22 protein-coding genes are annotated in these 25,266 nt (G+C 59.9%); 11 read left to right on the top strand and 11 right to left on the bottom strand.

The window, feature by feature from the left end:
- Positions 1-24: 24 nt before the first annotated feature.
- Entirely contained in the window at positions 25-807 is a 783-nt protein-coding gene (locus C7U61_RS10805) for a lysine/arginine/ornithine ABC transporter substrate-binding protein (RefSeq protein WP_106998090.1), read from the bottom strand.
- Here C7U61_RS10805 and C7U61_RS19370 point away from each other — a divergent pair.
- Together C7U61_RS19370 and C7U61_RS10800 are read left to right on the top strand one after the other, a co-directional pair.
- Positions 800-994 carry a hypothetical protein gene (locus C7U61_RS19370; protein WP_146143950.1) on the top strand — a complete coding sequence of 65 codons (195 nt, stop codon included), beginning with the start codon at positions 800-802 and terminating at the stop codon, positions 992-994. The genes C7U61_RS10805 and C7U61_RS19370 overlap by 8 nt on opposite strands.
- A gap of 181 nt (positions 995-1,175) precedes the next feature.
- Positions 1,176-3,659 (top strand): OmpA family protein, encoded by a 2,484-nt coding sequence (locus C7U61_RS10800; protein ID WP_106998089.1) that lies wholly within the window; start codon positions 1,176-1,178, stop codon positions 3,657-3,659.
- A gap of 50 nt (positions 3,660-3,709) precedes the next feature.
- Here C7U61_RS10800 and mobB read toward each other — a convergent pair whose 3' ends face one another.
- From mobB to C7U61_RS10785, 3 genes are read right to left on the bottom strand one after another with little or no spacing between them, the layout of a single operon-like run.
- Positions 3,710-4,240, bottom strand: coding sequence for a molybdopterin-guanine dinucleotide biosynthesis protein B (gene mobB, locus C7U61_RS10795; protein WP_106998088.1), 531 nt, complete (start codon positions 4,238-4,240; stop codon positions 3,710-3,712).
- Complete coding sequence (gene mobA, locus C7U61_RS10790) at positions 4,237-4,887, bottom strand: molybdenum cofactor guanylyltransferase MobA (protein ID WP_106998087.1); 651 nt, start codon at positions 4,885-4,887, stop codon at positions 4,237-4,239. Before mobA ends, mobB begins: the two co-directional genes overlap by 4 nt.
- 10 nt (positions 4,888-4,897) lie before the next feature.
- Positions 4,898-5,809: a DMT family transporter gene (locus C7U61_RS10785; RefSeq protein WP_106998086.1), complete on the bottom strand. Its 912-nt coding sequence runs from the start codon at positions 5,807-5,809 to the stop codon at positions 4,898-4,900.
- A 355-nt stretch (positions 5,810-6,164) separates the two neighbouring features.
- Here C7U61_RS10785 and C7U61_RS10780 point away from each other — a divergent pair, with 355 nt between their 5' ends.
- Positions 6,165-8,717 (top strand): methyl-accepting chemotaxis protein, encoded by a 2,553-nt coding sequence (locus C7U61_RS10780; RefSeq protein ID WP_106998085.1) that lies wholly within the window; start codon positions 6,165-6,167, stop codon positions 8,715-8,717.
- A 103-nt stretch (positions 8,718-8,820) separates the two neighbouring features.
- Here the strand turns inward: C7U61_RS10780 and C7U61_RS10775 are convergent, their stop codons facing one another.
- Both C7U61_RS10775 and moaA read right to left on the bottom strand, forming a co-directional pair.
- A complete protein-coding gene (locus C7U61_RS10775) occupies positions 8,821-9,573 on the bottom strand; it encodes an MBL fold metallo-hydrolase (RefSeq protein WP_106998084.1) in 753 nt (250 codons plus the stop codon).
- Positions 9,574-9,592: 19 nt separating this feature from the next.
- Complete coding sequence (moaA, locus tag C7U61_RS10770; RefSeq protein ID WP_106998083.1) at positions 9,593-10,642, bottom strand: GTP 3',8-cyclase MoaA; 1,050 nt, start codon at positions 10,640-10,642, stop codon at positions 9,593-9,595.
- Between the two features lie 133 nt (positions 10,643-10,775).
- On the opposite strand from moaA, the gene C7U61_RS10765 reads away from it, so the two are divergent.
- Both C7U61_RS10765 and C7U61_RS10760 read left to right on the top strand, forming a co-directional pair.
- Positions 10,776-11,150 (top strand): DUF971 domain-containing protein, encoded by a 375-nt coding sequence (locus C7U61_RS10765; RefSeq protein ID WP_106999053.1) that lies wholly within the window; start codon positions 10,776-10,778, stop codon positions 11,148-11,150.
- Positions 11,151-11,181: 31 nt separating this feature from the next.
- Positions 11,182-12,366: a low temperature requirement protein A gene (locus C7U61_RS10760; RefSeq protein ID WP_106998082.1), complete on the top strand. Its 1,185-nt coding sequence runs from the start codon at positions 11,182-11,184 to the stop codon at positions 12,364-12,366.
- An 8-nt stretch (positions 12,367-12,374) separates the two neighbouring features.
- On the opposite strand, the gene C7U61_RS10755 is transcribed toward C7U61_RS10760, so the two are convergent.
- Entirely contained in the window at positions 12,375-12,860 is a 486-nt protein-coding gene (locus tag C7U61_RS10755) for a MarR family transcriptional regulator (RefSeq protein WP_106998081.1), read from the bottom strand.
- A 45-nt stretch (positions 12,861-12,905) separates the two neighbouring features.
- On the opposite strand from C7U61_RS10755, the gene C7U61_RS10750 reads away from it, so the two are divergent.
- A complete protein-coding gene (locus C7U61_RS10750; protein ID WP_106998080.1) occupies positions 12,906-13,871 on the top strand; it encodes an alpha/beta fold hydrolase in 966 nt (321 codons plus the stop codon).
- A gap of 56 nt (positions 13,872-13,927) precedes the next feature.
- Entirely contained in the window at positions 13,928-14,536 is a 609-nt protein-coding gene (locus tag C7U61_RS10745) for a pyridoxamine 5'-phosphate oxidase family protein (protein WP_106998079.1), read from the top strand.
- A gap of 54 nt (positions 14,537-14,590) precedes the next feature.
- Here C7U61_RS10745 and C7U61_RS10740 read toward each other — a convergent pair whose 3' ends face one another.
- From C7U61_RS10740 to fumC, 3 genes are all read right to left on the bottom strand, one after another.
- Entirely contained in the window at positions 14,591-15,658 is a 1,068-nt protein-coding gene (locus C7U61_RS10740) for a GGDEF domain-containing protein (RefSeq protein WP_106998078.1), read from the bottom strand.
- A gap of 194 nt (positions 15,659-15,852) precedes the next feature.
- Complete coding sequence (locus C7U61_RS10735; protein ID WP_106998077.1) at positions 15,853-17,460, bottom strand: fumarate hydratase; 1,608 nt, start codon at positions 17,458-17,460, stop codon at positions 15,853-15,855.
- 275 nt (positions 17,461-17,735) lie between these two features.
- Complete coding sequence (fumC, locus tag C7U61_RS10730; RefSeq protein WP_106998076.1) at positions 17,736-19,127, bottom strand: class II fumarate hydratase; 1,392 nt, start codon at positions 19,125-19,127, stop codon at positions 17,736-17,738.
- A gap of 404 nt (positions 19,128-19,531) precedes the next feature.
- On the opposite strand from fumC, the gene C7U61_RS10725 reads away from it, so the two are divergent.
- Positions 19,532-21,430 (top strand): L,D-transpeptidase family protein, encoded by a 1,899-nt coding sequence (locus tag C7U61_RS10725; RefSeq protein WP_106998075.1) that lies wholly within the window; start codon positions 19,532-19,534, stop codon positions 21,428-21,430.
- 70 nt (positions 21,431-21,500) lie between these two features.
- On the opposite strand, the gene C7U61_RS10720 is transcribed toward C7U61_RS10725, so the two are convergent.
- Positions 21,501-22,175, bottom strand: coding sequence for an HAD family hydrolase (locus tag C7U61_RS10720; protein WP_106998074.1), 675 nt, complete (start codon positions 22,173-22,175; stop codon positions 21,501-21,503).
- Between the two features lie 195 nt (positions 22,176-22,370).
- Here C7U61_RS10720 and rpiA point away from each other — a divergent pair, with 195 nt between their 5' ends.
- The 3 genes from rpiA to gor all read left to right on the top strand — a co-directional run bounded on the left by rpiA (position 22,371) and on the right by gor (position 25,206).
- Entirely contained in the window at positions 22,371-23,072 is a 702-nt protein-coding gene (gene rpiA, locus C7U61_RS10715; protein ID WP_106998073.1) for a ribose-5-phosphate isomerase RpiA, read from the top strand.
- A 13-nt stretch (positions 23,073-23,085) separates the two neighbouring features.
- Positions 23,086-23,640 carry a DUF2059 domain-containing protein gene (locus C7U61_RS10710; RefSeq protein WP_106998072.1) on the top strand — a complete coding sequence of 185 codons (555 nt, stop codon included), beginning with the start codon at positions 23,086-23,088 and terminating at the stop codon, positions 23,638-23,640.
- A gap of 180 nt (positions 23,641-23,820) precedes the next feature.
- The gene (gene gor / locus C7U61_RS10705; RefSeq protein ID WP_106998071.1) at positions 23,821-25,206 is read left to right on the top strand and encodes a glutathione-disulfide reductase; all 1,386 of its coding nucleotides are present in this window, start codon (positions 23,821-23,823) and stop codon (positions 25,204-25,206) included.
- The last annotated feature ends 60 nt before the right edge of the window (positions 25,207-25,266 follow it).

Raw genomic sequence — 25,266 nt, 5'->3', positions numbered from 1 at the left:
TTTTCCAAGGGAATCGACGGGCGATCAATCGCCGTAGACGTCGAAATCGAAGTACTTGTCCTGAATCTTCTTGTAGGTGCCGTTGGCGCGGATCGCAGCGATCGCGGCATTCAGCTTGTCCTTGAGAGCCGTATCGCCCTTGCGCACGGCGATGCCTGCGCCCGCGCCGTTGATGACCGGATCGATCTTCAGCGTGCCGAGCATCTTGCAGCAATTGCCGGCATCCGACTTCACCCATTCCGACAGGACGACAACGTCGTCGATGGCCGCGTCGATGCGGCCATTGCTGAGGTCGAGCTTGTATTCGTCGGCGGACGGATAAAGCTTCAGCTCGGCATCCTTCAGGTGCGCCGAGGCGTAGTTCGCATGCGTCGTGGACGACTGGGCGCCAATCGTCTTGCCCTTCAGAGCTTCGTCGGTCGCTTCCTTGAGGGTGGAGTCCTTCGGAACGGCGATCGCCGGCGGCGTGTTGTAGTACTTGTTGGTGAAGTCGACGATCTTCTCACGCTCGGGGGTGATCGACATCGAAGAAACGATCGCGTCGAACTTCTTGGCCTGCAGGGCCGGGATGATACCGTCGAAATCCTGGTTCACAAAGGTGCACTTGACCTTCATCTGATCGCAAAGCGCATTGGCTATATCGATGTCGAAGCCGACGAACTTGCCGCCTGCATCGAGTGATTCGAACGGCGGGTAGGTCGCGTCGGTGCCGATGACGAGCGTGTCGCCGTCGGCAAGCGCCGCGCCGGCGACAAGCGACATCGCGGCGAAGGACGCGGCGGCAAGAAGACGAGTGGAGATGCGCATATTGACCCTCTCTGTTGGTGGCCGGCAGCCCATTATTGTTTTTGGCAGACGGCTCGAGTGGAGCGGACCGGTGGCCCGCCTTGCGGCGATATTCGTACTTTTTTTGGGAAAATGCAACTGGAATTACGAAGGCAATCTGCCTTTGCGCAATGCCGCCGCAATGCGCTCGCGACAAGGAGAAATCTGAATGTAAGCCGTCCATTGCGTTCAGGCAGGGTTAATTGCGGCAACCTGATAGTGCGGGAACATATAGCGGCCTGCCGCGATTCAGCCTCACGCGAACCGAAAATTGGCCGGGATCGTGAGGCAATTGCTTCGCCTGCTGAGATTCGTAATTCGGCGGACAAAGATCATAAGAGGAGACCCCTATGGGAAAACGATCCAGACTATTTGCCAGCGCCGCGTTTCCGCTGCTTTCGCTATCGCTTGCTTTCGAGCCGGCAGCAGCGGCAGTACTTCGTGAACAAGCCATCGCACCGCTGAACACCGGCATCGGCGATGCAGCGGCCGCTAATGCGAGCTTCGAGGTAGCGCAGCAGGAAGCACCGGCGGCTCAGCCCGATGAGGAGCAGCTCAAACACAAGAAGCCGGCCGAAGGCGGAGAGGGCCAGAAACATCAGGGTGGCGGCGAGCAGCAGCACCAGATGAAGCAGGCGGAGCCTGAAGGCGAGCCGCAGCAGAAGGCGCCGAAGCAGCAACAGCCCGAAGCGCAGCCGCCGAAAGCCGAGCATCAGCAGCCCGCTGAGCAGGAGCAGCCAAAGCCGCACAAGCAGCAGCCAGCCGCGGAGGCCCCGCCCGAGCCGAAGAAGCAGCGCCAGCAACCGGCCGAAGAGCCTCAGGTGCAGCCTGAAGCCAAACCGCAGCCGAAGGCTGCCGCTCCCGAGGCGGAGCCAGAAGCGCCCAAGCCGAAAGCCAAACAGCCCGAGGCCAAGCAGCCCGAGGCAAAACAGCCGGCCGCAGCAGCGCAGCCAAAGGTAGAGCAGCAGCCCGCTACGGAAGCGCAGCCGGGGGTGAAGCCTGAACCGAAGGCGAAGCCCGGTGCGAAGGCGCCGCAGCCCATCCCCGCTGAAAAGCAGACCCCTGCTGCCGGCGAACAGCAGAATCAGGAGGCCCAGCCTGGAAAGCAGGCGCAGCCCGAGCAGAACGCCCATCCCAAGCCGCAAGGTCAAACCGAGGCACCGGCAAAACAGCCCGCCGAACAACAGCCGGCGCCCGCCGGTGAACCTGCTCAAGGACACAAGGGTCAGCCGGGAACGCAGGCGCAGCCTCAGACACAGGCACAGCCCGAAGCTCAGCCAGGAACGCCGGCGACACCTGGCACCCAGCAGGGGCAGAAGCAGGGTGAGGATAAGACCCATGGCAAGCAGCCGTTGAACCAGCAACAGGGCGAGCAGCCTGCCGCCAATCCGCAGCAACCGGCCCAGCAGGGACAGCCCGCACAGGCTGGCACCCCGATAACGCCGCAGCCCGGCAAGCAACAGCCGGCCAATGGCGCCCAGAACCCGGCTCAAGGTGGTGCAACGGCTCCCGCCGCCAACGGCAATGGCCAGCAGGCCGGCGAAATCCAGGTGCCTCCGGCCGAGCAGGTCTCGCCCCAGGAACTGGAGCGCCGCAAGAAGATCGCCGAGAACCCGGCCTCTGCCAACGGTCCGGTCATCCTGCCTGTAGCAAACGGCAGCGCCGTTCTGGATAGCCAGAAGGATGCGGTTCGCCGAGGCGAGCATCTGAACAACGGACAGAATCCTGCCGCGCCGGGCACCCAGGGTGGCAGCGGACAGGCTGGTCAGGTGCGGCCGAACGGGCAGGCTCAGAATGCCCCGGCCCAGCAGCCGCCACCGGCTTACACCAAGCCGCCGACCTCTGACGCCGAGGCGCAGCGCGCGGCAGCGGGCGCCCAGCCGCAACCACCGGTCAAGATGGAAGCCGTGACCAGCGAGCAAGGTCGCCGCATCGATCGCCGGCCGGATTTTGCTCCGCCGCAGGGAACGACGATCCAGACCGTCATCAATCAGGACAATCGTACGGTCGTCAACGTCGACAACACCTATGTCGTGCGTCACGACGATAGCGAGCGGTTCCTTCGCGGCGGCGAGCGGCCGATCTATGAACAACTGCCGCGCGACCGCTATCGCGAGACGATCGAGCAGCCCGACGGCGATCGCGTCGTGACGATCCGCAACCGGTACGGCGACATCATCCAGCGTTCGCGCATCGATGCGAGGGGCCACGAATATGTGTTGTTCTATTCGCCGGAACTGGAAGATCGTCCCGACAATGACGACTATTTCCGCGACCCGGGCGACAGCCTGCCGCCGATGCGGCTGCTCATTCCCGTGAGCCAGTACATCATCGATACGGCATCGAACCGCGACGCGGATTACTATGACTTCCTGCGCGAGCCGCCGGTCGAGCCGGTCGAGCGTATCTATTCGGTCAATGAAGTCCGCTATTCGGCTCGTATCCGAGACAAGATCCGCCGCATCGACCTCGACACGATCACCTTCGCAACGGGCAGCGCCGACATTCCGATGTCGCAGGCCAGCACGCTGCGCGGCGTGGCCGACGGTATGTCAAAGATCATCAAGCGCGATCCGACCGAAACCTTCCTGATCGAAGGTCATACGGATGCCGTTGGCTCGGCTCAGAGCAACCTGATCCTATCCGACCAACGCGCGGAATCGGTCGCCAACGTGCTGACGGATGTCTACGGCATTCCTGCCGAAAATCTGGTCACCCAGGGCTATGGCGAGCAGTATCTCAAGGTGAATACGCTCGGTCCGTCGCAGGAAAACCGCCGGGTCACCATCCGCCGCATCACGCCGCTGGTGCGTCCGGTCGCGTCCAACCGGTAAGGATCAGACAGCATTCTGAGAGAGGCCGTTCGGGCAACGGGCGGCCTTTTTCATTTCGGCCGGCCGGTGAGACCCACCTTCGCAGCGATGAAGTCGGCAATGGCGACTGTATCGTCGAGATCGAAAACGGCGAGCGAACCGGCATCTTGAACCGGATGGTCGGCGGCGATGGCAACGATGTGAGGGTCCTGCGGTGCGAGCGGTTCGCGCTTGGCCGCTTCCAGCCGGCGCGCTTCGATCTTCGGAATGGGTTCTCGTTTGTAACCCTCGATCAAAACGAGGTCGCAAGGGGCGAGGCGCGCCAGTATTTCTTCGAAGCTCGGTTCGGGCGCGCCGCGCAATTCGTGCATGATGGCATAGCGCGTGCCGGAAACGATGGTGACTTCATGCGCGCCGGCCTCGCGATGACGAAAGCTGTCGGCGCCCACCTTATCGATATCGAAATCATGATGCGCATGCTTGATGGTCGAGATGCGATAGCCGCGCCGGGTGAACTCCGTGACCAGCCGCACGGCAAGTCCCGTCTTGCCGGAGTTCTTCCAGCCGGCAATGCCGAAGATTTTGGGACGAGACTTCGTCATGCTACGTCTTCCAAAGCTCCCAGCCATGTCTCCGCTTCGGCCAGATCGGCTGGCGTATTGATGTTGAAGAAGGGGTCGAGGGAGCCGATCGCCGTCGCGACCGCAGGAAATTCCACGCGTCGCACCTTATGGCGGGCGAGAAAATCCCTGACGCGCCGCTTTTCGTCCGAGGCAATCCATTGTTCCAGATCGGCGGCGGCGGAGACAGGCCAGAGACCGAAAACAGGATGATCCTGGCCAAGAGATGTGGCAATGGCAATCTCGTCGGAACCGCGAATGACCCCGGCGAGGCGCGCAATAAGGTCAGGTGGAAAAAAGGGACTATCTATGGGGATGGTGGCGATATGCGTGGCCTCCGGGTCACGCAACCGTACGTCCTGCAGTCCAGCAAGCACACCTGCAAGCGGCCCCAATTTGCTCGGCATTCTATCCGGAACAAGCGGCATCCCCATGGTATCAGGCCAGTCGGCATCCGCATTCAGAGCGATCGGTTTGCGCTGCCTTTCAGCGATCTTCGACGAGATGCGAGCCAGCAGGCTTTCGCCAGCGAGCAGCGCAAAGGCCTTGTTCGCGCCCATGCGGCTGGAACGGCCTCCCGCAAGCAGAAGGACGGGAATATCTTCGGGGCTGACGATGAAGCCGGACATGACTGCGACCTCAAGCGGGAAGGCGGGGTTCTGATGCCCGTGCGACGGGTTTTGCCGCCCGCCGTTTGCTTTCGCGATAGAAAGCATAGATGCCGGAGGCGATGACAACAGCCGCGCCGAAGACCGACCATCCATCCGGCACTTCGCCAAAGACGATCAATCCGAGCAGGGCCGACCAGATGAGACTGAGGTAGCGGAACGGTGCGACAAAAGAGATTTCGCCGGTGCGCATGGCCAAAATGACGCTCTGGTAGCCGATCAGCACCAGTACGGAGGCCAGCAGGATCTGCAAGAGCGACGTCATGCTCACCGGGTGCCAGCCGCCGAAGGGGACGATGCACAATGCTCCGAAGGTTGAGATGGAAATTGCGGTGCAGAGCGTGACCATCAGCGAGGGCACGTCCTTGTCGATGCAGCGCGTCGCCAGATCGCGTGCCGCGGTCGCAAACATGCAGGCAATAACGAGGAACGCCGCCATTGTGAATCCCTCCCGGCCGGGCCTGATGATGATCAACACGCCAAGAAACCCGACGGCAATAGCAGTCCATCGCCTCCATCCCACGGGCTCCTTCAGGAAAATCATCGCGCCAAGCGTGACGGCAAGCGGGACTGCTTGCTGGATAGCGGAGGCATTGGCGAGAGGCATCATTCCAAGAGCGGTGATGTAGGTTGCTGCCGCCAGGGCTTCGCACGCGATGCGCAGCGCAATCATCGGCTGCAAGATAACGCGCCAATTGCGCAGGGCGCCCATACGCCGTGCGAGCAGATAGACGAAAAAGCTCGTGAACAAGCCGCGAATGAAGATGATCTCGCCTGCGTTCATGGTGGCGATGACTGCCTTCGACAGCGCATCGCTGCAGGAGAAGCCGGCCATGGAGGCCGCCATGAAGAGCGCGCCCTGCGTATTCTTGGTCAGTTGCATGAGAAAGATGAGTCCCCCGATATGCCATCTGGATTAGCGCTGTTTTCGGCAAATTGGAATCGGTTGTGCTCCGGCCGCTGTTGAATTCGATGGCGCGAAAGTCGAATTTCATTGTGCGTCGCGGCGGAATTGTCGCCCATGCATGGCGGTTTTTCGTGCTGTGGTCGCGGAATGGCACAGCGGTTGCAGATTTTTTGCCGGTAAATCGGCTTTTAAGTGGGCGGTTAATGCTTATTCAATCTTATTTCCCGAGGCTCTCAGCGGTTTTGCATGATGCAGAAGCACCTACCGCAGCGCAGCAGGAATGACGATCCCGCCTTCGCTGGAGATTTTCATAATCCAGTTGAGGCGTCGCATGTTTTTCATTGATCGTCTTTTGCAAGGCCGCAGGATTGTCACCAAGGTTCTCATTTTCGTGGTGCCGCTGGTGGTTCTCATCGCCGGCGTCGGCCTGGTGGGTTATCACACGGCCAATATTCTGAACGGTCATATGACCGTGACGCGTGCCACGATCGAGAACATCAGCGATTTCGAAAACCTGCAGGCTGCCCTACAGGAATTCACGGCGTTACCTTCCGATGATACGCGCCAGGCATTGGCGGAAAAAATCGACGCGCAGGAGCGGGGTGTGCTTCGCTTGAGCGGGCTTTTGAGCGATGATCAGCGGGCCAAGATCGTTCCGGTCAGCGAGCTTGCCGCCAAGATGCGCACGCAGGCAGCCACGCTCTGGTCTATCAGGCAGAAGCAGGACAGCGATGTCGACGCCATCCGGAAGGCGGTGCAGAATATCGAGGCGACCGCCAAGGGAGCCGGCAAACAGATCGATATCATCCGCAAGGATTTCAGCGACAAGGAAACCTTTGCCAAGGAGCTGCTTTACGATGCTGCGGCCTATAAGGGCCTTTCGGAGAAGATGAGCAATCTGCGCATTCAGGTGCAAATGGCTGCCGATTCCACCGAGGAGATTTCGGATGCACGCACCTACGCCGACGCCATTTTGAAGCAGGTGACCATTTCCAAGGCACTCGTCTCCAAGCGCGGCGCCGGCCTCGTTGCGAACGCCTCCGATGCTGCCGACAAGCTCGATGCGGTATTGAAGAGCGCCGGCACGCCGGACCAGAAGGTCGAGGCGATGGGGCCGATCCTGCAGAGCTTTGTGAAGATCGAGGGCGAAATGACCCTGCAGTCGGCCAAGAACAGCGATACCGCCGCCGATCGTTTCGTCAGCCTCGACAAGATCATCGATGGTCAGAAAGAGCTTCTGGATCATGTCGATCAGGCGCTTAGTCTCGTCGATCGCCTGAACTTGCATGCCTCGCGCATGGAAAACGTTCGCGATGCAGCCTCACGCGAACCGGTGCTTGCGGACCTTAAGGATCTGCAGAGCATTGCTGCAAGGATTTCGGAACTCGGCCCGACCAACGCTACCATGCGTGATTTCGCGGCTCACATGAAGCCGCTGATCGATAGTTTGACGAACGGATCGGCCGATCTGCTGCAGACGGCGGCCGACTGGAAGACGACGCGTGTACAGTCCAACAGCCTGCTGGCCGATGCGATGACCTCGCTGCGCGGCTTTGTCGCCCAGGCACAGGAACTCGGCAAGGAAGACAGCGAGCGTTCGGCCAACGTCTCGGTCATTGCCATGATCGTCGGTACGCTGCTTGCCATCGTCGGTGGCCTCATGCTGGTGGAAACGCTGCGTGGGCCTCTGAAGCGTGTCACCGATGTCATGACACGCCTTGCAAGCGGTGATCTGGAGGTGGCGATCGACGGCCGCAATCGCGGCGACGAGATCGGTGACATGGTGCGCTCCGTCAGCGTCTTCCGCGATGCCGCGCTTGAGAATGTCCGGCTGGAGCGCGAGGCAGAAAGTGCTCGCGCGCTCTCCGCCGAGGAAGCGTCCCGCCGCGCCGCTGAGCGCGCCCGCATCGAGGCCGAGCAGAAGCAGGCGCTCAATGCGCTGGCCGACGTTCTGGCCAAGCTTGCCGACGGCAATCTTGAAGAGGGCATGCGCGAGGATCTTTCGGCCGATTTCGTCGAAATGGCGTTCACCTATAATCATGCCGTCGAAGCGCTGCGCGAGACCCTTACGGACGTTCGTTACACCGCTGAGGAAATCAAGGGCGGCACCGGCAACCTCGCAATGTCAGCCGATGATCTTGCCCGGCGTACCGAGCAGCAGGCCGCCGCCCTCGAAGAAAGCTCGCGGGCGCTGCATCGCTTGAGCGATGTCGTCCGCTCGACCGCCGATCGCGCGCGTCAGACGGCGAGCTCCGTCAACGAGACACAGGCCTATGCAACCCAATCAGGTGAAGTGGTCGCCAAAGCCGTCGGTGCCATGAGCGAGATCAACCGCTCCTCCGAGAAGATCGCCACGATCATCGGCGTCATCGACGAGATCGCCTTCCAGACCAACCTCCTCGCGCTGAATGCCGGTGTCGAGGCAGCTCGTGCGGGCGAGGCGGGCCGCGGTTTTGCCGTCGTCGCCCAGGAGGTGCGTGAACTTGCGCAGCGCTGCGCCAACGCGGCGAAGGAGATCAAGGGTTTGATTTCCGCAAGCTCCACCCAGGTGCGCAACGGCGTTCATTTGGTCGAGCAGACCGGCGCGGCACTGACCGAAATCATCAACCATGTCACCGGCGTCCAGAGGCTCGTTGCCGATATTTCGGCTGCCACCACCGAACAGTCGACCGGTATCGAGGAAGTGACGCGTGCTGTTTCCGAAGTCGAGCTGATCACGCAGCGCAACGCGGCTATGGTCGAGGAGAACAATGCGGAGATCCACGGCCTGCGCCAGCGCGTCGATATGCTGTCGGAGAAGATCGATCGCTTCCGCACCGGCGATGGCGAGGCCGAACATGCGACGAGCTATGGCAGCGCGGATGCACGTTATCGTGCCGCTTGAGGCTGTATCGATAGAAAGACCATTATGAATCGAAAAGCGCCGGGCCAAAGGTCCGGCGCTTTTCGATTAAAGTCTGATTTCCAATTGCTGAATTACGAGCCAATTACCGGTCCAGATGGAGCGTCTCACCGTCGGCCGGAATGAGCAGCCGCGAGGGATCGAGACCGCCTGCCTCTGCGGTTCGGCGAAGATCCTGACGCGTGACAGTCGCGTGATCGAGCGCTTCCATGTGAGTTGCGACGATGGTTGCTTGCGGGGCGAGGCGGCTGACTTCGAGCGTCTGTTTGTCGTCCATGACGATCAGGTCGCCGTCCCAACGGGCGCCGCAGGAATGGGTGATGATGATATCGGGTGAGAATTCGCGGATCGTTCCGGCGACCAGAGGGTAAAGCACGGTATCGCCGGCCCAATAGACGGTGGGTTCGCGATCTGCCTCCAGCGTGAAGCCGATGACCGGTCCCATTTTTTCCACCACCGGCCAGACGCCGTGGCTGCCCTGCCGCGGCGTGATTGTCAGCCCTTGCCAAACGGTCGATTGCGCGAGCGGCGTGACGCTTGTGAAGCCGGCGTCGCGGATACGTCCTTCGTCACCGGGCTGGCAGAGGATCGGTAGCGATTTTGGCACGCGCTCCTTCGCCACGGCATCGAAATGGTCGGTATGCAGATGCGATACGATCACCAGCTCGACGCCCTGGAGAATATCGTCGATCGAACGCGGCAGTTCCGTCATCGGGTTGGGAGAGCGGCCGGTGAAGGACGGGAGGCTGTGGCGTGGCGCAAAGTATGGATCGATCAGCAACACATGGCCGCCATAGGTGATCTTCAGCGTCGCGTTGCGAATAAGCTCAAGCTGCATGTGATCGTCTCGATTTCGGTTAGCCGCCGGTGACGCTCATATGGCGCGCGACCGCAGGGCGATTGTGCGTGCGGTCGATGATGAAGTCATGACCTTTCGGCTTGCGTGTAATGGCTTCGTCGATTGCGGCATGGAGCAAGGCGTCATCCTCGCTTGCGCGCAGCGCCGTGCGCAGGTCGGCCGCATCGTTCTGGCCAAGGCACATGTAGAGCGTGCCCGTGCAGGTGAGCCGCACGCGATTGCAGCTCTCGCAGAAATTATGGGTCATCGGCGTGATGAAACCGAGGCGGCCGCCGGTCTCCCTGACTTCGACATAGCGGGCAGGACCACCCGTCTGGTAGGGAATGTCCGTCAACGTGAACTGACGCTCGAGATCGGCGCGCAACTGCGAGAGCGGCAGATATTGGTCGGTGCGATCCTCGTCGATCTCACCCATGGGCATGGTCTCGATGACCGTCAGGTCCATGCTACGACCATGCGCGAACCGCAGCAGGTCGGGAATTTCGGCATCGTTGAAACCCTTGAGCGCGACGGCGTTCAGCTTGATATTCAGTCCTGCTTTCTGCGCCGCTTCGATGCCTTCCATGACCTTGGAGAAATCCCCCCAGCGGGTGATGGCGCGGAACTTGTCGGGATCGAGCGTATCGAGCGATACGTTGATGCGCCGCACGCCGCTATCGTAAAGTTCTTCGGCATGGCGGGCGAGCTGCGAACCGTTCGTCGTCAGGGTCAATTCGTCGAGTGCGCCATTTTTCACGCTCTCGCCGAGTTTGCGGACCAGAAACATGATGTTCTTGCGCACCAGAGGCTCACCGCCGGTGAGCCTGATCTTGCGCACGCCCTTGGCGATGAAGGCGGAACAGAGCCGGTCGAGTTCTTCGAGCGTCAGCAGATCCTTCTTCGGCAGGAAGGTCATGTGCTCCGCCATGCAATAGGTGCAGCGGAAATCGCAGCGGTCGGTAACGGAAACGCGGAGATAGGTGATGGCACGCCCAAAGGGGTCGATCATCGGGCCAGTATCCCCTGCCAGTGGCGATGCGCCGCCTATCGTGCCAACAATGCTATTCACTCGAACCTCCGTCAGGCCTCTAATGTGTGCATAGGCGATTGTTGCGTCAAGGAAAATGCCTTTCAATTATACTTGCGTACGAAGCTTTGGCGGCATAATTCTCGGAAAGACGCTGAAAGACACGGAAAAATCGATGAGTGACGTTTGGCCGACCGAATTGCGGGTCTCGAAGGATCGCCGTCACCTAATAGTGACGTTCGACAACGGCGCGAGCTTCGACTTGCCAGCCGAGATGCTGCGGGTACTATCCCCCTCCGCGGAAGTCCAGGGACATGGTCCGGGACAGAAAGTTACTGTTCCGGGCAAGCGCGACGTCGGCATCATGTCGATGACGCCGACCGGCAACTATGCCGTTCGCATCGGCTTCGACGACATGCACGATACCGGCATTTTCACATGGTCCTATCTGCGCGAGCTTGGAGAAAAGGGCCAGGAGCTTTTTGCGGCCTATGAGGCTGAATTGAAGGAAAAGGGTCTCAGCCGCGACCCCGTTGGAAGGCCGCACTAGCAAACTCCAGCAACGGACAGGGGATGCAGGCATGATCCTTGGGGGTAGGGAAAACTGGCTTCGCGTCAAAGGCAGCAAGAACGAGAGCAAGGTATCCTTCGTCGAGTTGTTTTTCGATCTGGTCTTCGTTTTCTCGATTTCGCAGCTTGCGCACGCACTGGCCCAGCATTTCACTCCACTGGGCGCGCTCGAAGCCATCATGCTGATCTTCGCCGTGTGGTGGGTCTGGGTTTTCACCGCCTGGGTGACGAACTGGCTTGATCCCGATCGCATGCCGGTGCGCATCATGCTGTTTACGCTGATGTTTGCGGGGCTTGTCCTTTCGGCTGCCATCCCCGAGGCCTTCGGCGAGAAGGCGATTTTCTTTGCCGGCGCCTATGTCTTCATGCAGGTGGGCCGCTCGCTGTTCACCGTCTACGCCCTCAAGAATGCCAGCGCTGCCAATCATCGCAATTTTCTGCGGATCACCAGCTGGCTCGTGCTCTCCGGCATTTTCTGGATATTGGGCGCGCTGATGGAAGGCGAGGCCCGCATTGTGCTTTGGCTGATCGCTCTCGTCATCGAATATTCTGCCCCCGCGCTTGGCTTCCGGGTACCTGGGCTTGGCAAGTCGACGACGGCGGACTGGAACGTGTCGGGCGCGCATCTCGCCGAACGCTGCGCGCTATTCATCATCATCTGCCTCGGCGAAGCGGTCCTGCAGGCCGGCAAGACCTTTGCCGAGCAGCCGGTGACGCCACTGATCGTAATGGTGTTCATCACCGCTTTCATCGGCACGGTTGCTCTCTGGTGGATCTATTTTCAGTTTGGTCATGAAAGGGCGGCCCATCGCATCGAACATGAAGACACGCCCGGCAGTCTCGCGCGGCAGGCGTTTACCTACGCGCATATTCCGATCCTGGCCGGTATCATGCTGAGCGTCGTCGGAGATGAATTTCTCTTTGCTCATCCGCATAGTGCAGCCGACATCCATACCGCCGCCGCCATTCTTGGCGGCCCGGCGGTCTTTCTGCTTGGAAATCTCTGGTTCAAAGGGGTAACCACCGGCCGGGCGCCGCTGTCACATATGGTGGGGCTCGTCGGGCTGGCGCTCTTGCTGCTTACCTTGCCGATGGTCGTGGTCTATCAGCTCGGCATTCTGGCCACGGCCGTCCTCGTCGTCGTCGCGATCTGGGAATTCGCCTCATTGAACCGGGTCGTTCCTTCGGCACGCTAGGCTGGCGATCACTGATCGCCGGCGGGCTCCAGCGGTTCACGCTCTTCCTGTAGCAGGAGGCTGACGACCCGCTCCATATGCACGGTGATCGCTTGGCACTCTTCGATCGGCGCATCCGAGAGCATGCGGTCGATAAGCGCGGTCTGGATGGTCATCGCTTCTTCCGTCACACGCCGCCCTTCCTCGGTCAGGTAGAGGCGGAGCACGCGCTTGTCCTGCTTGTCGCCGCGCCGTTCGATGAGCTCGCGCTTTTCCATCTGCGGCAACAGCATGCTCATATTGGAGCGGCCGACCAATAGCTTGCGGGCGAGTTCCTGCTGGGAAATGCCTTCAAAGCGAAACAGGTTGACGAGAATGTCGAGGTGCGGCGGCTTGATATCGAGATGAGCCAAAGCTCGCGCCAGCGATTGCTGCATCAACTGGCAGGCGCGCGCCACGGCGATCCAGCTTCGAAAACGCGGATGGTCCCAAGGGAGGGATTGATTTTTGTTCATCGTTGTACTTTATTGTTCATAGTTGAACATTATTGGAATCCCACTATGCCATCCTTTGCGCTCAAGGTCACCCGGTCGGGTCTCGCCGGTATCGAGAGACTGTCTCCGCGGCTGGCCGGCAAGGCGGCTTTCCGGCTTTTCTGTCTGACGCCGTCGCGTCGGCCCCGCGGCTCGAAGGCGAAGGCAGCCTATATGGAAGGGAAACGGCGTCTTTTCACGGCAGAGCAGGTGATGCTGCCATTTCCCGGTGGCCGCGCCATGGCTTACCGTCTCAACGGCGGAGCCAAGGGGCCGCGCAAGCGCTATCTCGTGGTCCACGGCTGGGGCTCCAGCAGTGAATACATGTCCGAGCTGGTCGCATTTCTTGCCGACGGCGGAGCGGAAGTGATCTCGCTCGATCTTCCAGGCCACGGGCGATCGGCCGGTCGGTTCCTGAATGTGCGTTTGGCGGTCTCCGCGATTGCGGCGGCGTCGGCGCGCTTCGGAGCCTTCGATGCCGCCATCGGACACTCCTTCGGCGGGGCATCTCTGGCTCTGGCATCCGCGGGTTTTCTGCCTGATATCGAGCCGCTTCGACCGGATAGACTGGTGCTGATCGGTGCGCCGAGCGCCATGGGCTGGCTTTTCAAGGGTTTCGGCCGTCTGCTCGGTCTTGGGCCGGTGACGCAGGCGGCCATGGAAGACGAGGTTCGCCGCGTGACGGGCAGGACGCTTGCTTCCTATGACCAGAAGCGCGAGCGGCTCGATCCGAGCCGGCCGGTTCTCGTCATCCATGCCGAAGAGGACAAGGAGGTGAGCGCCGACCATGCGCGCGGCTACGCGGCCGAGGGTCCGCATGTCCGTCTTTTCTGGGCCAATGGCTTCGGACACCGGCGCATTGTCAGTGCCGCACCCGTGCTTGACGCTATCAAGGACTTTCTTGCCGAAGACCTCGAAGAGGAAAATCCGCTCGAAAATCGCGACGGGACGGTGCTATCGTTCCACCGAACCCCGCTGCGTCGCTCGTCATAACAATGTCTGCGCCGCCCCGGATCCGAGTGGATTGCCACAGAGAAGCGTGAGGCCGCATGCACATCGTCACATCCGTCGAGGAACTGAAGCAACTCTATGGCGACGCCGGCGAGGCGTCGATCACCAAGGTAACGAGCGTTCTGACACCGCACTATCGCCGGATGATCGAAGCGTCGCCCTTTATGGCGCTGGCTACAGCTGGGCCAGAGGGGCTCGATTGCTCACCGCGTGGTGACTTGGGCGGAGTTGTTCACGTCGAAAACGAAAAGACGCTGCTTCTGCCGGATTGGCGCGGCAACAACCGCGTCGATTCGCTTGCGAATATCGTGCGCGATCCCCGCGTGGCGCTGATGTTCCTCATTCCGGGATCGAACACCACGATGCGGCTCAATGGCCGCGCAGTGGTCTCGATCGAGCCGGCCTTGCTTGATAGTTTCGAGATGGATGGAAAGCATCCGCGCTGCGTTGTGGTCATCACGATCGAGGAAGTCTATTTCCAGTGCGCGCGAGCGGTGATGCGGGCCGAGCTGTGGAATGCGGAACGATTCGCCGATCCGGCAAGCCTGCCGTCGCCGGGCATGATGCTCAAGGCAGCGAAGGCCGATTTCGATCAGGAAACCTATGATCGCGAGGCGCCGGCGCGGGCGGCCAAGACGCTCTGGTAAGCAAGCCGCCGGCATGCCTGGGAAAGCGGCGCCGGCGGTTGGTTGGCTTCGCTTCTAATTCTTGTAGATGAGCCAACTTTTGGTGAAATCCTTCTGCATGCCGTCCTGATAGACGCTGCTGCAGTTGCGGCCGGCATTCTTCGCGCAGTAAAGCGCCAGATCGGTCTTGTTATACAGTTCTCCCGAATCGGCTGCTTCCGAAGCCATGCAGATGCCGAGCGAGAGGGTGATCGGACCATAGTCGATCTTGGTGCGCGAATTCTTGAACGGCATCGTCTCCAGGGTACGACGGATCCTTTCGCAGACTGTCGTAACTTCCTCGATGCTGGTGGCTTCCAAAATGAGGGCGAATTCCTCGCCGCCGACCCGAGCGACGAAAACGTCGCGCCGCACATTGGCGCGGATGATGGAAGCGACGGTGGCGAGAATCTTGTCGCCGACCGGATGGCCGAACGTGTCGTTGATCCGCTTGAAGTGATCGATGTCGGCGAGCACCAGCGCCGTGGTCGGCCGCGTAAGCTGGTTGTCGAAGATGGAGATCAGCCGGTCCTCGAAGGCGCGGCGGTTGGAAAGCCGGGTCAGCGAATCGGTGTTGGCGATGCGCTTGTATTCGTCCAGCTCCTTGCGGACCAGATCCATTTCATGGCTGCGCTCCACGACATGCTCGACCGTTTTTTCGCCGTGAGCCATTGTATCGCCGGTCGCTGTGGCGAGCATATCAATGGCACTGCGTAGCAGTTCGGCGCTGTTGTGACTTCTGGATCTTATGCTTTCGCTGGTTTCGCCGAGCAGGCGATTATAGCTTTCGAGTGTTTTCTGTTCCTGACGCAGGGCACGCAGGACAGCATCCAGTTCGGAGGCGAGGCGAGTATGCGCATCATCGAAGACGCGACTTCCATGATGCGGAAAATATTTGGCGCCGATCTCGTCCAGCTCCTGCTGGATGACGTTTTTGCCCAGAGCCGCCAGTTCACGCGTCAGAGTGGGATTGGAGCCGATATAAGCTTCGTAGAAAAGTTCGTAATTGCGCGGAATAGGTGCGACCCCCATGGATCGCATGGCGAAGGTAATCTGCCCTGCCACGTCGGTAATTTGCACCTTTGGCGCAATCGCCGTACTCATCGGTGAGCTCCGTAATATGTATTTGTTAAAACTCTTCTTTATCTAGGCAAAGATTCTTTGAAAAAATATTAAGAGCGCGGTTGTGAATAATCCTCTGTAACTATGGTTTTATTCGGAAATAATTATAATCGGAGAGCGGTTTTACAGAAAGGGTGCGATGCACCCTTCCGCTATGCTCAATCCAAAATGCTATTCTATCCGAGATTGAGTTCCTGAAAGAAATCGTTGCCCTTGTCGTCAATGACGATAAAGGCGGGAAAATCTTCGACCTCGATCTTCCACACGGCTTCCATGCCGAGTTCCGGATATTCGAGAACCTCGACCTTTTTGATGCAATCCTGGGCAAGGCGCGCTGCCGGACCGCCGATCGAACCCAGGTAGAACCCGCCATATTTCTTGCAGGCTTCACGTACTGCACGCGAGCGGTTGCCCTTGGCTAGCATCACCATGGAGCCGCCGAAGGACTGGAACTGGTCGACGTAGCTGTCCATGCGGCCCGCGGTCGTCGGGCCGAAGGAGCCGGAGGCATAGCCGGCGGGCGTCTTTGCCGGGCCGGCGTAATAGACCGGGTGGTTCTTCAGATAGTCCGGCATGCCTTCGCCCTTTTCCAGGCGTTCGCGGATCTTCGCATGGGCAAGATCCCGCGCGACGATGATGGTGCCGGTGAGGGACAGGCGGGTCTTGACGGGATGCGCCGAGAGTTCTGCCAGGATATCCGCCATCGGCCGGTTAAGATCGATGCGGACCATGGATTCCGAGAGCTTCGCCTCATCGATCTCGGGCATATATTTGGACGGATCGGTCTCGAGCTGTTCGATAAAGATGCCGTCACGCGTGATCTTGCCTTTGGCCTGGCGGTCGGCGGAACAGGAGACGCCGAGGCCGATCGGCAGCGAGGCGCCGTGGCGGGGCAGGCGGATGACGCGGACATCATGGCAGAAATACTTGCCGCCGAACTGCGCACCGACGCCGAGGCTTTGCGTCAGCTTATGGATTTCCTTCTCCATTTCGATATCCCGGAAGGCATGTCCGCTTTCGGAGCCTTCCGTCGGAAGACAGTCGAGATATCGCGTCGAGGCGAGCTTGACCGTCTTCAGGTTCATCTCCGCCGACGTGCCGCCGATGACGATGGCGAGATGATAGGGCGGACAGGCTGCCGTGCCGAGCGTCAGGATCTTTTCCTTGAGGAAATGCAGCATGCGGTCATGCGTCAGGAGCGAGGGCGTGCCCTGATAGAGGAAAGTCTTGTTGGCCGAGCCACCGCCCTTGGCGACGAAGAGGAATTCGTAGGCGTCGGTGCCTTCCTCGTAGATGTCGATCTGCGCCGGCAGATTGTTCCTGGTGTTCTTTTCCTCGAACATCCTGATCGGAGCGAGCTGCGAGTAGCGCAGGTTTTTCTTCTCGTAGGCGTCGAGCACGCCCTTGGCGATCGCGCCGCTGTCGCCGCCTTCGGTCCAGACGCGGCGGCCCTTCTTGGCCATGATGATCGCCGTGCCGGTATCCTGGCACATGGGCAGAACACCGCCGGCCGCGATATTGGCGTTCTTCAGCAGATCGTAAGCGACGAAGCGGTCGTTATCGGTCGCTTCGGGGTCTTCCAGGATCGAAGCCAGCTGCTTCAGGTGGCCTGGGCGCAGCAGGTGGTTGATGTCGGCAAAAGCCGTTTCGGCGAGGAGACGGATGCCCTCGGGATCGACGGTCAGGATTTCCTGGCCCTTGAACGTGTCGACGGAAACATAATCGCCCGAAATCTTGCGGTAAGGGGTCGTGTCGTCGCCGAGGGGAAACAGATCGTCAGCCATGTAGGAAACCTTTCAAGCCGGATGGCGGGGAAGAAGTTTGGAGACGATCTAAATCCGGCTTGCGGCAAAAGCAATTGCTTGGCTGCAATGTCGAAATCTCAAAAGAGGAGATTTGTCGATGTGAGATGCGCAGTTCGGGTCGGTCTTCAGAGGCGGAAACATTGTACCGGCCTTCTCCCGAGCCCTCTCTCCGCTTGCGGGAGAGGTGGGGTGAGGGGCCATGCGCACGGCTGCAACGTCGGAGAACATCCCCGGACGATCACCGTCCGGTGATATCACTTCGGTCCGATCATCGTTTCCGGCCGGACGATCGCATCATACTCTTCCGAAGACACCAATCCGCTCGCCAGCGCTTCTTCCTTCAGGGTCGTGCCATTCTTATGCGCCGTCTTGGCGATCTTGGCGGCGTTGTCGTAGCCGATTTTCGGCGCCAGCGCCGTGACCAACATCAGCGACCGCTCCAGACCAGCCTTGATGTTGTCCTCGCGCGCCTCAATGCCCACGACGCAATTGTCGGTGAAGGAGACGGCGGCATCGCCGAGCAGTTGTACGGACTGCAGGAAATTATAGGCCATCATCGGATTGTAGACGTTGAGCTCGAAATGGCCCTGGCTGCCGGCAAAGGTAATTGCGGCGTTGTTGCCGAAAATATGTATGCAGACCTGCGTCAGCGCCTCGCACTGGGTCGGGTTGACCTTGCCGGGCATGATCGATGAACCCGGCTCGTTTTCCGGCAGGGAGAGTTCTCCAAGGCCCGAGCGCGGGCCGGAGCCGAGCAGGCGGATGTCGTTGGCGATCTTGAACAGCGCGGCGGCGGCGGCATTGATTGCGCCGTGGCTGAAGACCATCGAGTCATGGGCAGCCAGCGCTTCGAATTTGTTCGGGGCAGTAACGAAGGGTAGGCCGGTGATTTTGGCAATCTCGTCGGCGACCTTCTCGGCAAAGCCGATCGGCGCATTGAGCCCGGTTCCGACCGCCGTACCGCCCTGGGCGAGTTCGCAAAGGCCCGGCAATGTCAGCTCGATGCGTTTGATCGAGGAGGCGACCTGCGCCGCATAGCCGGAAAATTCCTGGCCGAGCGTCAGCGGCGTGGCGTCCTGCGTATGAGTGCGGCCGATCTTGATGATATGAGCGAAGTCGGCGACCTTCTTTTCCAGTGCCGCATGCAAATGCCTGAGCGCCGGCAGCAGGTGGTGGACGATCTGCTCGGCGCAGGCGATGTGCATGGCGGTCGGATAGGTATCGTTCGACGACTGGCTCATGTTCACATGATCGTTCGGGTGAACCGGCTTCTTTGAGCCCATGACGCCGCCGAGCATTTCGATCGCTCGATTGGAGATCACCTCATTGGCGTTCATGTTCGATTGCGTCCCCGAGCCGGTCTGCCAGACGACAAGCGGAAAATGCTCATTGAGCTTTCCGTCGATGACTTCCTGCGCCGCGTTGACGATCGCTTCGCCGAGGGTTGGATCCAACTGGCCGAGCTCCATGTTGGCGCGTGCGGCCGCCTGCTTGACCATGCCGAGGGCGCGCACGACCGATAGCGGCTGCTTTTCCCAGCCGATCTTGAAATTGCCGAGCGAGCGTTGCGCCTGCGCGCCCCAGTAGCGGTCGCTGGCGACCTCGATCGGACCAAATGTATCGGTTTCGGTGCGGGTGGACGTCATGTTCCTGATCCTGCTTTCCATTGAGACGGATAGCAGTCCATATAGGTCCGAAAAGGCTTCGTGAAAATATCAAGGCGTTATTTGATGACTGCCCCAATCATGTTTTGGCTGGCGTAGCGTGCTCTTTTTAACACGCTTCCCATATATTAACGGACATGCATTTTCGGGCGCTTAAAAACTCCCCGAAAATTCAATAAAGCATTAACCAATAATTTCATATTTTTGTGTGGACTGAGCCGCGAAAGACGCCACCGCTTCGTCACATGAAGTTGAGGCATTGAACGAAAGGCGGGATCTCGCCGTTTTCATCGTTGTAGGTATGCGATGTCGAAGACATCGCGGCTGAGTTGAAAACAGCACTGCCGAGCTCGAAGTTACCGCACGATACAGGGACTGATTAGAGAATGAAACCTGCCTCCAAAGCCACCGCATCCGTCCTGGCTCTTTCCTGTTGCCTTTCGTCGATAGGCGCAACCTCCGCAAGCGCTATGACCCTCATGGATTTCATCCGTGGCGGTCAGGGCCGCCAGCAGAGCACGCAGGTTTCAGCTCCCGTTCCCGTCAATCCGGTGCAGACGCTCGATGCTGCCCAGCCTCCGCGCGTGAAGCAGCCGCTGCCGACCGTCGATGCGCCAAAATATTATACTTACAAAGCCGACCAGATGCGTCTGGTGTCGACGGCGCATTTCGCCGACCCGGTCGTAACCGGCGCCGTTGCAGATGCTTCTCCGTCGCCCGTTGCGATCGATTCCGGGATTTCGCAGCGCCGTTATCTGGCGGATGCGCGTGTCATGGCGACCAATGATATCGCCAGGGCGATCGAAACCTATTACGCCGATCAGAGCAAACCGCTTCTCTGGGTTGCCGATCATGCGGTCAGCGACAAGGCGAAGGCTGCCATGGCGGTTCTTGCCGACGCGGGTTCCGTCGGCCTCGATCCTGCCGATTATGCGGTGACGCTGCCCAGTGCCGATGCGGAAAACGCCGATCCGGTCCTGCGCGATCGCGCGCTCATGCAATTCGAGCTCGCGCTGTCGAGCAAGATATTGATGTTCGTTCAGGACACGGTTCGCGGTCGTCTCGATCCGAATAGGATTTCCGGCTATCACGACTTCAAGCGCAAGGACGTCAATCTGTCGGCGATGCTCGACGTGTTGAGCGCCAGTCCCGATGTCACGGCTTATCTTAACAGCCGCAACCCATCCAATCAGCAGTTCCTCGCTCTGAAGGCGGAACTTGCGAAGCTGCGTGCTGAATCCGGATCGGACGGCAGCCATATCTCCATTTCGCTGACCGGAATTCTGAAGCCGGGCGGCAGCTCGCCGGAAATGGCCAACATCGTCAAGGCAATCCAGCACCGCGGGTCGGATGCGCTGAAGGCCGCTCATGCCGATCTTTTCGATGCCTATCCTGGTACGCCGGACTATACGCCTGAGCTGGTATCGCTGGTTGAAGACTTCCAGCGCGAAAAGGGTCTGACGGCCGACGGCGTCATCGGCCCGTCCTCCGTTCGCGCCATGGTCGGCGAAAACAATGACGTGAAGATCCAGAAGCTGGTCATCGCCATGGAGCAGTTGCGCTGGCTGCCGCCGGAGCTTGGCCCGCGCTATGTCTTCATCAACCAGCCGGCCTTCATGGTCTATTACTACAATAACAACCAGGAGCAGCTGTCGATGCGTGTCGTCGTCGGCAGCAAGCAGCATCAGACCTTCTTCTTCGAAAATCAGGTGCAGACGGTTGAGTTCAATCCGTTCTGGGGTGTTCCGCAGTCGATCATCATCAACGAGATGCTGCCGAAGCTGCGCTCCGATCCGAACTATCTCGACCGCATGGGCTATCAGGTCGAAGTCGGCGGCCAGGCTGTCGCATCGTCGAGCGTCGATTGGTACGGCTCGACCAAGAACATCTCGGTTCGCCAACCGCCGAGCAGCGACAATGCGCTGGGCGAGCTGAAGATTCTCTTCCCGAATTCGCATGCGATCTACATGCACGACACGCCGCAGAAGAGCTTCTTCAAGAAGGACATGCGCGCACTCAGCCACGGCTGCGTCCGCCTTGCCGATCCCCGTGCGATGGCCGCCGCCGTGCTGAACACCACGGTCGACGATGTCGCCAAGCAGATCGCCACCGGCCAGAACAAGGCCGTGGCCGTGCCGCAGAAATTCCCGATCTACATTGCCTATTTCACCGCCTGGCCGAACAAGGACGGCGTGATCCAGTATTTCAATGATGTCTATGATCGCGATGCTGCCACGCAAAAGGCGCTCGATGCGACCTCAAAGGCGCGGACTGCCCAGATTTAAATCTGTTCCGTGTAGAAAACGAAAAATGGCGGCCATGTGCCGCCGTTTTTTGTTGAAGAACTGATGTGTCTCAGGCAGCCAGCAGTCCCTCGACCAGTTCCGGCGTCAATTCGTCGTAGTGGTAGATGATGCGGTTCGGTCCGAGCGTTTCGATGCCGACATCGGAATAGCCGAACGGGACGGCGATGGAGGGGACGCCGGCGTTGCGGGCGACGAGGATATCATTGATGCTGTCGCCGATCATGATCGTGCGGGCAAGGTCGCCGCCGGCGCGTTCGACCGTGCCGATCAGGTGCTCGGCATTCGGTTTTCGCACGGTGAAGGTATCCCCGCCGGTAATGGCCTCGAAGTAATGGGTCAGCTCCAGCCGCTGGAGCAGGGTACGCGCCAGCGATTCCATTTTGTTGGTGCAGACGGCGAGCTTATAGCCTTGGCTCCTCAGCGTATCGAGAGCTGAAAGCAGCCCTGGGTAAGGCTGCGTGACCCCCGGCATGGTCTCGGAATAATGAGTGATGAAGCGCTGCAGGAGGGCGGGCAATTCTTCCGATGTCAGCATATAGCCGTGCAGCTTGCAGGCCCGCTCGATCATGACCTGCGCACCATTGCCGACGAGATGCGTTACGTCGTCGTAACTGACCGGGGGAAGTTTCAGCGCGGCGATCGTATGGTTCAGGCTGACGATGAGGTCCGCATGCGTGTCGAGCAGCGTGCCGTCGAGATCGAATACGACAAGGGGAGATTTCACGAGGAATCGGCCTTTGCAGAGAAAAGATTGCGTCTTTCGGAGTTAAAAGATCACGCCGGCAATTGCAACCGAAGTGCCGGAATGCCTTGGCGGGAAGGGGCCGGGGATTTCTATATCATGCCGTTATTTTGGCTTTCGTTTGGCTGGAGAGCCGTGTAAACAGCAGACCAACGTAACAATGGGAGCAGGTGGCGCATGGACGCCCGCCAGATGAAAATCGAGGCTGCGAGAGCTGCGCTCGCTCATGTCGAAAGCGGCATGCGGCTCGGGATCGGCACCGGCAGCACGGCGGAAGAGTTCGTGCGCCTGCTCGCCGAAAAGGTTGCAGCCGGGCTCTCGATCCAAGGCGTTCCGACGTCCGAAAGGACGGCCAAGCTTTGCAACGAGCTCGGCGTCCCGTTGAAATCCCTGGATGAGCTTCCGGAACTTGATCTGACCATCGATGGCGCCGACGAACTCGATGGGGCGCTGACGCTGATCAAGGGCGGCGGCGGCGCGCTGCTGCGCGAAAAGATCGTTGCGGCGTCGTCAGCCCGCATGATCGTCATCGCGGATCAGAGCAAGGTCGTCGAGACGCTCGGCGCATATCCGCTGCCCATCGAGGTCAATCCGTTCGGGCTCGTTTCCACCCGCACCCTCATCGAGAAAGCCGCATCGCGCATCGGTCTTTCCGGCGCTCTGAACATGCGCCGCTCGGGCGACGGCCTCTTTGTCACCGATGGCGGGCATTATATCGTCGATGCATCTTTCGGCCGCATTCCTGATGCAGAGGCGCTGTCGAACGAGCTCTATTCGATTCCCGGCGTTGTCGAACACGGGCTCTTTATCCATATGGCGACATTAGCGATCATTGCCGGCCCTGCCGGTGCGCGCACGTTGCAGGCGAACAATACATAGGAGCACTCATCTCATGATCAAATTTGCGGGTCTTGGCCGTCTTGCCGCTGCAACCATCCTTCTTTCCGGCATTGCCTTCGGTTCCGTCAACGCTCAGGAAGTTTCCGAGGATCAGATCAAGGCTGCCCGCGCCGCGATCAATGCTCTCGGCATTACCAACCAGTTCGACAATATTCTGCCGAACCTCGCCGAGCAGCTGAAGAGCACGATGATCCAGGCAAACCCGAATTTCGGCGATGCGATCAACTCGACCGTCGATGCGACCGCGCTGGCGCTCGCACCGCGTCGTGCCGATCTGGAGCGTGAAGCTGCCATCACCTATGCCAAGGCCTTTTCCGCCGACGAGCTGAAGGCGATCGCCGATTTCTACAATTCAGCGGCAGGCAAGAAGCTTCTCAAGGATGGTCCGCTTGCCACACGCGAACTCTACAAGGCCGCCGATATCTGGAGCCAGGGCATTTCGCGCGATCTCGCAAAGCAGAGCAACGATGCCCTGCAGAAGGTCGTCAAGCAGCCGGTCGTTACGCCGGATGCCGGTGCGGCCGCCCAGTCGGCGCCGAAGCAATAAGCGACGCGTCTGCGCCGCCGCCGTTCCGGAAGAGATTTTTCGCCTTTTGGTGTGTGCGGCAGATAGTTGAAATTCGAAGCCCGGATGGATTCCGGGCTTTTCTTTTTAGATCCCGGCTCACTATATGAATGCGACCCCCATTGGCGCTTCTAGCGCATCTGATGTCCACAGGAGCGATCCATGCCTTCGTTTGATTTCGACCTTTTCGTGATTGGCGGCGGCTCCGGCGGCGTGCGCAGCGCGCGCGTGGCCGCATCGCTTGGCAAGAAGGTCGGCATCGCCGAGGAGTATCGCTATGGCGGCACCTGCGTCATTCGCGGTTGCGTGCCGAAGAAGCTTTTTGTCTACGCCTCGCAATATAGCGAGCATTTCAAGGACGCTGCCGGTTTCGGCTGGACGGTCGGCGAGAGCAGCTTCGACTGGAAGAAGCTGATCGAGGCGAAGGACAGGGAAATTGCCCGCCTGGAAGGCCTCTATCGCAAGGGGCTCGACAATGCCAAGGCGGAGATCTTCGATACGCGTGCGGAGCTGGTGGATGCCCATACGGTCAAGTTGCTGAAGACCGGGCAGACCGTGACTGCCGAGACCATCGTGATTGCGACCGGCGGCCGGCCGAACCTGCATACGGCGCTGCCCGGCCATGAGCTTTGCATCTCCTCGAACGAAGCGTTCCATTTGAAGGAGTTGCCGAAATCGATCCTGATCGCGGGCGGCGGATATATCGCCGTCGAATTCGCCAATATCTTCCACGGTCTCGGCGTCGAAACGACGCTGATCTATCGCGGCGCCGAGATTCTGTCGCGCTTCGATCACGACCTTCGCAAAGGCCTTCATGAGGCCATGGAGGAGAAGGGCATCCGCATTCTCTGCCATGACATCATCGAGAACGTCGAGAAGGCAGAGGGCAGGCTCAGCGTTCGGACGAAGAACGACAAGGTGCTCACGGTCGATACCGTCATGCTGGCGCTCGGCCGTACGCCGAATACCGAAAATCTCGGGCTTGAGGCTGCGGGCGTCGCGATCAACGAGCAGGGTGCTGTCATCGTCGACGAATATTCGCGCACTTCCGTCGCGAACATCTTCGCTCTCGGCGACGTCACCGACCGGGTACAGCTGACGCCCGTCGCGATCCACGAGGCCATGTGCTTCATCGAAACGGTCTATAAGGACAATCCGACCCGGCCCGATCACGAACTCATCCCGACAGCCGTTTTCTCGCAGCCGGAGATCGGCACGGTCGGACTGACCGAGGAGGACGCTGCCAAGCGCTATCCGGAGCTCGAGATCTATCGCGCGCAGTTCCGGCCGATGAAGGCGACCCTTTCGGGCCGAGCCGAGAAGATGATCATGAAGCTGATCGTCAATGCCGCAGATCGCAAGGTCGTTGGCGCTCATATTCTCGGCCACGATGCCGGCGAGATGGCGCAGCTTCTCGGCATCACCTTGAAGGCCGGCTGCACCAAGGACGATTTCGACCGGACGATGGCGGTGCATCCGACGGCGGCGGAAGAATTGGTGACGATGTATTCGCCGAACTACCGCATCCGCAACGGCGAGCGCGTGTAACGCGGCCGTTTTGGCGCCGATATCGGCTGCGCCATAAAAGATTCGCATAGTAGTTTGCTG

Source organism: Rhizobium sp. JAB6 (assembly GCF_003024605.1).
GTDB lineage: Bacteria > Pseudomonadota > Alphaproteobacteria > Rhizobiales > Rhizobiaceae > Rhizobium.
This window is presented reverse-complemented; position numbering and strand designations above follow the sequence as displayed.